Origin of the sequence: Cupriavidus sp. SK-3 (genome assembly GCF_000611145.1) — a bacterium.
Taxonomy (GTDB): domain Bacteria; phylum Pseudomonadota; class Gammaproteobacteria; order Burkholderiales; family Burkholderiaceae; genus Cupriavidus.
The window spans coordinates 24,108-35,291 of the sequence record NZ_JFJV02000269.1 but is presented as its reverse complement, the minus strand read 5'-3'; the positions used below and the strand labels follow the sequence as shown (position 1 = coordinate 35,291).

The 11,184-nt window shown below is 66.0% G+C and carries 8 protein-coding genes and 1 pseudogene; 6 read left to right on the top strand and 3 right to left on the bottom strand.

Annotated features, from left to right (window positions below):
- The first annotated feature begins 265 nt into the window (after positions 1 to 265).
- From CF70_RS29625 to CF70_RS29610, 5 genes are all read left to right on the top strand, one after another.
- Positions 266 to 793, top strand: coding sequence for a hypothetical protein (locus CF70_RS29625; RefSeq protein ID WP_035873932.1), 528 nt, complete (start codon positions 266 to 268; stop codon positions 791 to 793).
- A gap of 73 nt (positions 794 to 866) precedes the next feature.
- Complete coding sequence (locus CF70_RS29620) at positions 867 to 2,318, top strand: bifunctional 2-methylcitrate dehydratase/aconitate hydratase (protein WP_035873922.1); 1,452 nt, start codon at positions 867 to 869, stop codon at positions 2,316 to 2,318.
- Between the two features lie 299 nt (positions 2,319 to 2,617).
- Positions 2,618 to 5,323 carry an aconitate hydratase AcnA gene (gene acnA / locus CF70_RS29615; RefSeq protein ID WP_035873912.1) on the top strand — a complete coding sequence of 902 codons (2,706 nt, stop codon included), beginning with the start codon at positions 2,618 to 2,620 and terminating at the stop codon, positions 5,321 to 5,323.
- A gap of 298 nt (positions 5,324 to 5,621) precedes the next feature.
- A complete protein-coding gene (locus tag CF70_RS37125; protein ID WP_017224713.1) occupies positions 5,622 to 5,768 on the top strand; it encodes a hypothetical protein in 147 nt (48 codons plus the stop codon).
- Between the two features lie 133 nt (positions 5,769 to 5,901).
- Entirely contained in the window at positions 5,902 to 7,104 is a 1,203-nt protein-coding gene (locus CF70_RS29610) for a DUF2863 family protein (RefSeq protein ID WP_035873909.1), read from the top strand.
- A gap of 93 nt (positions 7,105 to 7,197) precedes the next feature.
- Here the strand turns inward: CF70_RS29610 and trmB are convergent, their stop codons facing one another.
- Entirely contained in the window at positions 7,198 to 7,872 is a 675-nt protein-coding gene (gene trmB / locus CF70_RS29605; RefSeq protein WP_200876835.1) for a tRNA (guanine(46)-N(7))-methyltransferase TrmB, read from the bottom strand.
- Between the two features lie 342 nt (positions 7,873 to 8,214).
- On the opposite strand from trmB, the gene CF70_RS29600 reads away from it, so the two are divergent.
- Positions 8,215 to 9,801, top strand: coding sequence for an ABC transporter substrate-binding protein (locus CF70_RS29600; protein WP_035873907.1), 1,587 nt, complete (start codon positions 8,215 to 8,217; stop codon positions 9,799 to 9,801).
- 75 nt (positions 9,802 to 9,876) lie between these two features.
- Here CF70_RS29600 and CF70_RS29595 read toward each other — a convergent pair whose 3' ends face one another.
- Both CF70_RS29595 and CF70_RS38420 read right to left on the bottom strand, forming a co-directional pair.
- Positions 9,877 to 10,755, bottom strand: coding sequence for a spermidine synthase (locus CF70_RS29595; protein WP_035873905.1), 879 nt, complete (start codon positions 10,753 to 10,755; stop codon positions 9,877 to 9,879).
- A 105-nt stretch (positions 10,756 to 10,860) separates the two neighbouring features.
- A pseudogene (locus CF70_RS38420) lies at positions 10,861 to 11,184 on the bottom strand (hypothetical protein); the annotation flags it as partial.

Sequence of the window (11,184 nt, the reverse complement as noted above, 5' to 3'; positions counted from 1 at the left end):
ACAAGATCATCCGCCCCAGCGCCAACTACACCGGACCGGAGAACCTGAAGTTCGTGCCGATCGGCAAGCGTAAATAATCGGAAAACCGTCCTACCATGAAGCAACACAGGCTTGACCGGGCCCGCCGCGATGCCCAATTGTGTAACCGATGGTAGGGGTACTACGCCCTGACTTTCAAATCGTAGAGAATAGCGGCGGCTATGTGTCTGTCGGCCTCAGCCGGCAATCCACCGCCTTTGACCCAACTCCAGAAGGAACCCACAGAATGAAGCAACTTGTCCTCGCCGCCTGTATCGGCGCATTCACGCTGACCACCGCCGGCGTCGCGACGGCCCAGGATCCGGCCACGAAGGCTGCTCCCGCCAAGAAGGCTCCTGCCAAGAAGGCCCCGGCCAAGAAGGCGGCAACCACTGAAACCGCAGCCGTGCCGAAAGGCGAAAAATGGCAGTGCGAACTGGGCCATGTCCTGTACATCGGCGGCAATATGCAGCGTGACGAAGTCATCACCGTGAACTGGGAGGGCAAGGAATACCGCCTGCCGCGCCTGTCCACCGTGACCGGCGCCGACCGCTATTTCGACGCCCGCTCCGGCCTGGACCTGGTCGTGATCCCGAGCAAGGCCATGTTGTTCAACAAAAACGCCGGCCAGCGCCTGGCCGACGAGTGCCAGACCGCGGACATGCAGGCTGGCGGCTCGGCGCCGACCCAGGCAGGCGCACTGCGTGCCCCGGTAGCCACCCCCCTGCTGGTCGCCCCGCCGGCCCCGGCAGCCGATGCCGCGCCGAAGCAGTAACAAGGTGACATAGCCGGGCATCGCCCGGCCATGCCCATGGGCACCAGGAAGCACAAATACCCGAGGGGACCCCATGTCCGCACACGTTCCAAACGTTCGTCCGGAACCTGACAAGGTATTGGTCGACATTGTCGACTACGTCACCCGCTATCAGATCAAGAGCGCGCTTGCCTACGACACGGCCCGCAACTGCCTGATCGATACCCTCGGCTGCGGCCTGGAAGCCCTGTCATACCCGGCCTGCACCAAGCTGATGGGCCCGATCGTGCCCGGCACGATGGTCCCCAACGGCGCCAAGGTGCCCGGCACGCAATTCCAGCTCGACCCGGTCCAGGCGGCCTTCAATATCGGAGCCATGATCCGCTGGCTCGATTTCAACGACACCTGGCTGGCCGCCGAATGGGGCCATCCCTCGGACAACCTCGGCGGTATCCTCGCCACCGCCGACTGGCTCTCGCGCAACAATGTGGCCGCCGGGCGCAAGCCGCTGACCATGAAGGACGTGCTCACCGGCATGATCAAGGCCCACGAGATCCAGGGCTGCATCGCGCTGGAAAACTCCTTCAACAAGGTCGGCCTGGACCACGTGGTGCTGGTCAAGGTGGCCTCCACTGCTGTCGTCGCGCAGATGCTGGGCCTGACCCGCGACGAGATCATCAACGCCGTGTCCCTCGCCTGGGTCGATGGCCAGTCGCTGCGCACCTACCGCCACGCCCCCAACACCGGCAGCCGCAAAAGCTGGGCCGCGGGAGACGCCACCAGCCGCGCCGTGCGCCTGGCGCTGATCGCCAGGACCGGCGAGATGGGCTATCCCTCGGTACTCAGTGCCACGGGCTGGGGCTTCTACGACGTGCTGTTCAAGGGCCAGCCCTTCAAGTTCCAGCGCCCGTACGGCTCCTACGTAATGGAGAACGTGCTGTTCAAGATCTCCTTTCCCGCTGAATTCCACTCGCAGACCGCAGTGGAAGCCGCCATGACCCTGCACGGCCAGCTGGCCGCCGCGGGCAAGACGGCAGCCGATGTCGGGAAAGTCACCATCCGCACCCATGAGGCCTGCATCCGCATCATCGACAAGAAGGGCCCGCTGGCCAACCCGGCCGACCGCGATCACTGCATCCAGTACATGGTGGCGGTGCCGCTGCTGTTCGGCCGCCTGACCGCGGAGGATTATGAAGACAAGGTCGCGGCAGACCCGCGCATCGACGCACTGCGCGACAAGATCGTGTGCGTGGAGGACGCCCACTTCACGGCCGACTACCACGACCCGGAAAAGCGCTCGATCGCCAATGCGCTGACTGTGGAACTGAGCGACGGCACGGTGCTCCCGGAAGTGGTGGTGGAATACCCGATCGGCCACAAGCGCCGCCGCGACGATGGCATCCCGTTGCTGGTGGAAAAGTTCAAGACCAACCTGGCGCGCCGCTTCCCGGCCAGGCAGCAGCAGGCCATCCTGGCCGTGTCGCTGGACCAGGCCCGCCTGGAAGCGATGCCGGTCAACGAGTACGTCGACCTGTACGTGATCTGAGCTGCGGAAAAAAACGGATGAACCGGGCCTGGCAGGCTGACGGGGCCCGCCGGCTTGCCCTAAAATCCACGCGGCGCGTACATTGGTAATGCCACGCAGCAGCAAAGCAGATCAGCAAGAATCCTTCAGCAAGAAAAGCAAGAAAACACAACGCAAGCAGCAGGAAGTAGGCATGAACAACGGCGCCGTCACGGCGCCGGGCGCCGCGAGGCAGGCTAGTTTCAGCGGCCGCCGGCGGCGAAACGCAGATTTACGAGTCCACAAGCTAGTCCGCACCATCCTTCGATTGGAGTAAGGCAATGCCCCACAATCTCAATAAGACTCTGAAAGAATTCAAGACCGGCCCGTCCGGAAAGGGTCAGTTCTATTCCTTGCCGCAACTGGGCAAGGCACTTGGCGTAGCGGTCGAGCGCCTGCCTGTATCGATTCGCATCGTGCTGGAATCGGTGCTGCGCAACTGCGACGGCAAGAAGGTCACTGAAGAACACGTCAGGCAGCTTGCCAACTGGAAGCCCGTCGCCGAGCGCGTCGACGAGATCCCCTTCGTGGTGGCGCGCGTGGTGCTGCAGGATTTCACCGGCGTGCCATTGCTGGCCGACCTGGCGGCCATGCGCAACGTGGCCGAGAAGATGGGCCAGAACCCGAAGAAGATCGAGCCCCTGGTGCCGGTGGACCTGGTGGTCGACCACTCCGTGCAGATCGACCACTTCCGCGAAAAGAATGCGCTGGACCTGAACATGAAACTGGAATTCCAGCGCAATAACGAGCGCTACCAGTTCATGAAGTGGGGCATGCAGGCCTTCGACACCTTCGGCGTGGTGCAGCCGGGCTTCGGCATCGTGCACCAGGTCAACCTGGAGTACCTGGCACGCGGCGTGCACAAGAAGGACGGCGTGTACTACCCGGACACCCTGGTCGGCACCGACAGCCACACCACCATGATCAACGGCATCGGCGTGGTGGGCTGGGGCGTGGGCGGCATCGAGGCGGAAGCCGGCATGCTGGGCCAGCCGGTCTACTTCCTGACGCCCGACGTGGTCGGCGTGGAACTGAAGGGCCGCCTGCGCGAAGGCGTGACCGCGACCGACCTGGTGCTCACCATCACCGAAATGCTGCGCCGCGAGAAAGTGGTCGGCAAGTTCGTCGAGTTCTTCGGCGAAGGCACCGCCAGCCTGGCGCTGCCTGACCGCGCCACCATCGGCAACATGGCGCCGGAATACGGCGCCACCATGGGCTTCTTCCCGGTTGACGAGAAGACCATCGACTATTTCAAGGGCACTGGCCGCACCGAAGAGGAAATCGCCGCCTTCGAAGGCTATTTCCGCGCCCAGAAGATGTTCGGCATCCCCAAGGCAGGCGAGATCGACTACACCAATGTGGTCACGCTGGACCTCGGCACCGTGGCCCCCTCGCTGGCCGGCCCGAAGCGCCCGCAGGACCGCATCGAGATCGGCAACGTCAAGTCCACCTTTGCCTCGCTGTTCGCCAAGCCGACCGCCGAGAACGGGTTCAACAAGGACATCGCCGAACTGGACAAGACCTACACCACGACGGACGGCGTCAACGTGAAGAGCGGCGACGTGCTGATCGCCGCCATCACGTCATGCACCAATACCTCCAACCCGAGCGTGCTGCTGGCCGCTGGCCTGCTGGCCAAGAAGGCGGTGGAAGCCGGCCTCAAGGTTGCGCCGCACATCAAGACGTCGCTCGCCCCCGGCAGCCGCGTGGTCACGGAGTACCTGGAGGCCGCCGGCCTGCTGCCTTACCTGGACAAGCTGGGTTTCGGCGTGACCGCCTACGGATGCACCACCTGCATCGGCAATGCCGGCGACCTGACACCGGAACTGAACGAGGCGATCACCAAGAATGACCTGGTTGCGGCCGCCGTGCTGTCGGGCAACCGCAACTTCGAGGCACGCATCCACCCGAATATCCGCGCCAACTTCCTGGCCTCGCCGCCGCTGGTGGTGGCCTACGCCATCGCCGGCAACGTGACGCGCGACCTGATGACCGAGCCGGTGGGCACGGGCAAGGGCGGCCGCGAGATCTACCTCGGCGACATCTGGCCGACCTCGGAAGAAATCCATGCGCTGATGAAGTACGCCATGGACGCCAAGGTCTTCAAGGTCAACTACGAGCAGGTCAAGAAGCCGAGCAAGCTGTGGGCCAAGGTCAAGGGCACCAAGGGCCAGGTCTACGACTGGCCGAAGTCCACCTATATCGCCGAGCCGCCCTTCTTCGAAGGCTTCGGCATGGAACCGGCCGCGACCCAGGCCAGCGTGCGCAATGCGCGCGCGCTCGGCGTCTTTGGCGATTCCGTGACCACCGACCACATCTCGCCGGCTGGTTCGATCAAGGAATCGTCGCCCGCGGGCAAGTACCTGCTGGCCAACGGCGTGCTCAAGGCGGACTTCAACAGCTACGGCTCGCGCCGCGGCAACCATGAGGTCATGATGCGCGGCACCTTTGCCAACGTGCGCATCAAGAACCTGATGCTGCCGGTCAAGCCCGACGGCTCCCGCGTGGAAGGCGGCGTCACGCTGCACCAGCCCACCGGCGACGAAATGTCGATCTACGACGCCGCCATGAAGTACATCGCCGAAGGCACGCCCACCGTGGTGTTCGGCGGCGAAGAGTACGGCACCGGCTCCTCGCGCGACTGGGCCGCCAAGGGCACCCAGCTATTGGGCGTGAAGGCCGTGATCACGCGCAGCTTCGAGCGCATCCACCGCTCCAACCTGGTCGGCATGGGCGTGCTGCCCCTGCAGTTCAAGGGCAGCGACAGCGTGCAGACGCTGGGCATCGTCGGCAACGAGACGTTCGACATCGAAGGCATCGAAGGCGACCTGAAGCCGCAGCAGGACGTGACGCTGGTGATCAAGCGCGCAAACGGCGACGTGCAGCGCGTGCCGGTGCTGCTGCGTATCGACACCCCGATCGAAGTCGACTACTACAACCACGGCGGCATCCTGCCGTTCGTGCTGCGTCAGTTGCTGGCCGCCTGACCGGCAAGCCCGGGGCCCTCAGGGGCCTTGGGGTGACGCCGCTGGCCGTGCGCCTCTACGGAGGACATGGCCAGCGGCGTTTTTCTTTGCTGCGGCGCTTACCTGCCATAGCGCCCTGCGAGCCCGGCAGCCGGGCTAAAAGCGCAGCCACCGCCGCTTGACCCAGGCTTACCCCAGGCATGCCCCGGTGTAAGTTCCACGCAAGCCTGCCCTGCCACACTCCGATGCATCAACAAGAACACAGCATCGCGCGGGGCAGCCATGTCGGCCTGCCCGCCTCAAACGCACAGGAGACACCATGGCAAAGATTTTCATCGCATTCGTCGTCATCGCCGGCGCGGCACTCTATATGCTGTCCAAGGGCGGCGACATTTCGATGGGCGGCGAGCAGCACGGCGTGGAAACCCACGCGCCGGAGACCCCGCAAGCGCCCGCGCAGAAGTAACAGCCCCGGCGCTTCGAGGCTCCGCGCAAGCCTGTCCGGCATCACGCAGAACAGCCGCCCGGCACCTGGCGGCTTTTTTTGTCAACGCAGCGAGTAGAATACCGTTTTACCGAAAAACGGATGATTTCGACTTATGGCAGGTTTTCGCCCCAAGGCTTCCCAACGTCTTTCGCCTGACGCCGAGCGTCTGGTGGCCGATGCGCTCGCGCTCGATGCCTCGGGCAGCCGCATGGAGGATGGGTATTGGGAGCGGCGGCTCTCGCTGCGCTTGGGCCGGCTCCTGAAAAACGGCAGCCAGTCCGCCCTCGACGCCGCGCTCGAACACCTGTTCAAGCACAACGCCGACGCCTCCGACGTGCTCGCCGAACAAGCCGAGACCCTGGCCGAGTCGGCCACCGTCGAAATCGACGGCGTCAGCTACGACGCCCTGCTGATCGCCGCCCCCATCCTGGCCCACACCCGCTACGCCATCCCGTCCGGCGCGCTCAAGCCCGAGCTGTCGCAGACCCTGGCGGTGCACATGCAGGCGCATGTGCTGGCGACCAATACCAAGATGGCGCTGTCGCCCTACCTGTACAGCATCGACCAGTTGCCGCGCACGCACAGCGATACCTTTGCCCTGACCTACAAGCTGGTTTCGGCCGCCATGGCCGGCACCACGCCCAAGGTCGATCTGCGCGACCTGCCGGAGACCGCGCCGATCCTGGCCGATCCGCGCTACCTGCTGGCCGTGGTGGTGGCACCGCACGAGCAAGCACTGTTCCGCTGGCAGGAGGACGCCAAGGAACACCATGCCGAGCGCACGGTGTGCCTGGAGCAATGGCGCACCCAGGTCCAGCCTTCGATCGCGCTGCTGATGCCCGGCTGCGAGTTCGAGCTGCTGCTGCCCGACGCCTTCTTCCTGTCCTGCCGCGAGTCCGACAAGAGCATCCGCCCGCTCACCGTGCGCGCCGCCGTCAACTACCTGTGCGGCACGCTGGACGTACCCGCCGGCCAGATGGCCGCCGTGGTGGCGGCCTTCGGCGAGGAGGAAGTCGAGGAGTACCGCGTCGGCTTTACCATGCGCGGCGAGAAGGATGTGATCTACGGCATCGTCTGGCCGGTGTATGGCCGCGAGTCCGGCGAGATCGACGCCAGCGAGAAGGACAACCCGCTGGAGCAGATCTGCGAGGAACTGCGCAACGCGGGGGTCGAAGACATATTCCGTCACGCCGCGCTGTTCGACCCCGAGTATTGCGAAGACTGCGGCACGCCGCTCTACGCGGACCGCTCGGGCGAGATCGTGCACGCCGAACTGCCGGAAGACGCGCCCACGCAGCAGCCGCTGTTCCACTGAGCGTTTCTCCACCCGCCTCACCGACCGGCCCCCCCCCCCCCGGCGGCCCGCCTGGCGGGGGCCGTTTTGTTTCCCTGCTCCCGGCTCCCGGTGTCAGGTTGCCGCGGGCTCGCTCACGCAGCGCCACAGCGCATGGCCGGAGGCGGCGTACTTGCGCTCGAACGGCGTGATGGCCTCGGCCGGCCGCCAGGACTCGACCCGCGCCGGCCGGCCAACCAGCGCCAGCGCCTGGGCAAACTCATCGATATAGACCTGCCAGTTGCTGCGGCACTCCAGATAGTCTCCGCACGCAGCCAGCGCCGGGAACACCGCATGGCCCTGCCAGCGCCGCCCCAGGTGGCCGATCTTGGGCCAGGGGTTGGGATACAGCACGTAATGGCGCTCCACCGGGATGCGATCCGCCTGCAGCATCCGCCAGACATCGACCAGGTCGGCACGGGCCCAGGCGAAATTGGCCGGCATCGGCCCTTCCCACCAGTCCTTGCCGCCGGTCAGCCGCTTCTCCGACTGGTCCACGCCGATCACGAAATGACCGGGAAACGCCGTGGCCAGGCGCAAGGTGCTCTCCCCCACGCCGCAGCCTGCGTCGAGAATCAGCGGCGCGGCGCCGGCCTGCTGCCATTGCTGCAGCGCAAGATCGAGCGCGCGCCGGCTGGGCTCGCCGATCGGCTTGCGAAAGGGCTCGGCCAGGTGGCGGGCGACACGCGCCGCGAGGTGGTCGTGGACATCGGCCTGGGCCGAGGTGATGGTGCGGGAGTTGGCGAACATGGGCGGAATTCTACCGGCTGCGGGCAGGCGCGGGGACAGGCAGGCGGCGCAAGCCATGGACATGCGCCACCCGTTGCCGGGAGCATAAGCATATGACGCCCGTATCGCACACCGATGTCGTTTTGGCGGCACAATGCGGGCAGCCGGGTGGAGATTCAGGCGAGCAAGCCGGAGCCGCCACCCCATCTGAGAACCCGCCGACGCCCTCCCCTCCCGAGGGCCGGCCCGTACGAGGAGCGCATCCCGATGCCCGCAACACGCCTTAGCCGCAGCCTTCCAGCCCGCACCGCGGATCGCCCTGCCGGCGCTCCGTCAAGCCCGCCTGACGTCCTTGCCCCCCTGATGCCGCGCCGCGCGCTGCTGCAAGCCGGCGCCGCACTCGTGCTCGGCGGCGCCGCGCTGATGCTGCTGCCCGCCGGCGCGGCGCAGGCCGAAGACCTGCGCATCGGCCTGTCCGCCGACGTGACCTCGATGGACCCGCAGTGGAACAACGCCGGACCGAACAACGCTATCGCCCTGCACATCTTCGAGTCACTGGTGTTCATGGACAAGAACGCCCGCTACATCCCCGGCCTGGCGCTGTCATGGAAGGCGGTCAACGCCATCACCTGGGAAATCAAGCTGCGCCCCAACGTGAAATGGCACGACGGAACGCCGTTCACCAGCGAAGACGTCAAGGCCTCGCTGGAGCGCCCGGACAAACTCACCAATAGCCCGGGCTCCTTCACCAGCTACACCAAGCCGATCGCGCGCATTGACACGCCCGACCCGCTCACCGTGCGCCTCACCATGAGCGTGCCCAACTACGCCAACCTGGCCAACGACCTCAACAGCGTGCCGATCATGCCGAAGAAGATCGCGGCCACGCTGACCCAGGCGGATTTCGATTCGGGCAAGGCGATGATCGGCACCGGCCCCTTCAAGTTCGTGCGCTTCGCGCGCGGGCAGGAAATCGTGATGGCCAGGAACCCCGACTACTGGGGTCCCAAGGTCGAATGGGACCGTGCGATCTTCCGCATCATCACCGACAACGGCGCGCGCAGCGCGGCGCTGCTGTCCGGCGACGTGGACGTGATCGAAAGCGTGCCCTCCGCCGACGTGGCCAGGCTCAGGCAGAACCCCAAGTTCCGCATCGAGCAGCAGGTCTCGTGGCGCACCATCTTCTGGCAGATGGACCAGTCGCGCGACAACCCGCCCTTCGTCACCGACAAGGCCGGCAAGCCGCTCGGCAAGAATCCGTTCAAGGACGCACGCGTGCGCGCCGCGATCAGCAAGGCGCTGAACCGCGACGCCATCGTCGACCGCATCATGGAAGGGCTGGCCGTGCCGGCCTCCTCGATCGTCTCGCCGCAGATCTTTGGCCATCCCGGCACCAAGCCCGAGGCCTATGACCCCGAAGGCGCGAAGAAGCTGCTGGCAGCGGCGGGCTATCCGGATGGCTTTGGCCTGACGCTGCACGCCACCAATAACCGCTACCTGAACGATGCCGCGGTGGCGCAGGCTACCGCCAGCATGCTGACGCGCATCGGCATCCAGACCAAGGTGGAGACACTGCCGGTGGCCGCGTACTTCACGCGCGCGCGCCAGGGAGACTTTGCGTTCGAGATGCTGGGCTGGGGGTCGGCGGCGGCCGACGTGGCGCTGCGCTCGATCACCGGGACGCCGAACCCCAAGACGGGATACGGAACGTGGAACTGGGGCAAGTACAGCAATACACAGCTTGACCAGCTGATCGAGAAATCGCTGACCACGGTGAGCAGCGACAAGGCGCGGGAGGAAAATGCGCGGATCGCGGCCAAGTTTGCGCTGGCGGATCATGCCATTGTTCCTTCACATAGCCAGTTGGCGATGTGGGCAATGCGCAAGGATCTGAAATATGAAGCGCGTACCGACGAATGGTCGCTCGCCCAGTTCTTCCACAAGCAGTAAGGCAGAGCGCTGAAGCGCTCCCTGCTTTCGGCGCCGGCGGCGAGGGCCGGCGCCGCAAGCGGCAAGGCAGCCGCCTCAGATCCGCAAACCGTCCTCCTGCCGCGCATTCGCCGCCCGCAGTTTCTTCACCCAGTCGCGCGCTGGCAGGCCGGTGCTGTCCTCCACCACCTTGGCGCGCGCTTCCAGCACATCCCACGACACATCGATCGCCGGCCCGTTGAAGGCCAGGGCAATGACATTGCCGTCGTGCACCTCGGGGAACACCAGCACGCGGTTGTCGAAGGCTTCGCAGATCCGCACGATGTTCTTGGGAAAGCTGTCGTGGTCGCCGAACAGGTTGATGGTCATCACGCCCGGTGCTTTCAGCACGCGGCGGCAGGCCTTGTAGAAGGCTGTCGTGTCCAGCACCGGTCCGCGCGCGGTGGCGTCGTAGAGGTCGACCTGCAGGACATCGAGAGCGCCGGTGTGGGCGCCGTCCATCACGTAGTCCCAGGCATCCTGCTCACGCACGCTAAGGCGCTCGTCGTCCTCGCGCAGGCCGAACATGCTGCGCCCGGCCACGATCACGGACGGATTCAGCTCCACCGCGGTAACGCGCGCGCGGCTGAACTGGCGATGGCAGAACTTGGTCAGCGCGGCCGCGCCCAGACCCAGTTGCACCACGTGGAAATCCGGCGCCGACGGCGACAGGAACAGCAGCCACGCCATCATCTGCTGCGCATACTCCAGCTCGATGGCATCGGGCTTGCGCAGGCGCATCGCGCCCTGCACCCATTCGGTACCGAAATGCAGGTAGCGCACGCCTTCCATTTCGGAGAACGTCACCGGCGCGAAGCGCGGCGTCATGCGCTTTTCCTCGCGCGGCGCTGCCTGCGCGCCGCCGCGGCTGCGCGTGCCGCGCGCGGGACGGCGCGAGGCCTCGGCTTCGATCGATTTGCGTTTGAGAAGAGTCATGGTGGTCAGGAGATAACAAGTCAGTGTGCCGCGCGCGTAGGCGGCACTTGATACGGTGGCAGGCGATGGCCCCGCGATGCGAAGGCCCGCGCCGGATCGTTCAGCTCACGCCTTGCCGAGCGCGCTCTGGGCACGCCGCAGCCATTCGCTATTGTGCTCGCGGGCGTGGCGCGGCCAGTGCTTGCCGTCGTGCACGATCTCGGCGTACAGCGCCTGGGCGCGCTCGCGGTCGGCCGGCGTGCCCTGCGCCGTCAGCCAGTCGGCGAACAGGCAGCGCGCGGCGGCGTCACTGGCGCAGGTGAGCGCCTGCTCGAATGCGGCGCGCGTGCCCGGCGCGTTCGAGGCGGCCAGCGCGCGCGCATACAACAAGGCGGGATCGGCTTGCTGGCGGCCCTGCGGCTGGGCGGCGAACAGGCGTTCCAGCGCGGC

What these genes read in the sequence shown, in the direction of transcription:
- CF70_RS29625 (WP_035873932.1), top strand. Translation starts at nt 266, where the DNA reads ATGAAGCAACTTGTCCTCGCCGCCTGTATCGGCGCATTCACGCTGACC.
- CF70_RS29620 (WP_035873922.1), top strand. Translation starts at nt 867, where the DNA reads ATGTCCGCACACGTTCCAAACGTTCGTCCGGAACCTGACAAGGTATTG.
- acnA (WP_035873912.1), top strand. Translation starts at nt 2,618, where the DNA reads ATGCCCCACAATCTCAATAAGACTCTGAAAGAATTCAAGACCGGCCCG.
- CF70_RS37125 (WP_017224713.1), top strand. Translation starts at nt 5,622, where the DNA reads ATGGCAAAGATTTTCATCGCATTCGTCGTCATCGCCGGCGCGGCACTC.
- CF70_RS29610 (WP_035873909.1), top strand. Translation starts at nt 5,902, where the DNA reads ATGGCAGGTTTTCGCCCCAAGGCTTCCCAACGTCTTTCGCCTGACGCC.
- trmB (WP_200876835.1), bottom strand. Translation starts at nt 7,872, where the DNA reads ATGTTCGCCAACTCCCGCACCATCACCTCGGCCCAGGCCGATGTCCAC.
- CF70_RS29600 (WP_035873907.1), top strand. Translation starts at nt 8,215, where the DNA reads ATGCCGCGCCGCGCGCTGCTGCAAGCCGGCGCCGCACTCGTGCTCGGC.
- CF70_RS29595 (WP_035873905.1), bottom strand. Translation starts at nt 10,755, where the DNA reads ATGACTCTTCTCAAACGCAAATCGATCGAAGCCGAGGCCTCGCGCCGT.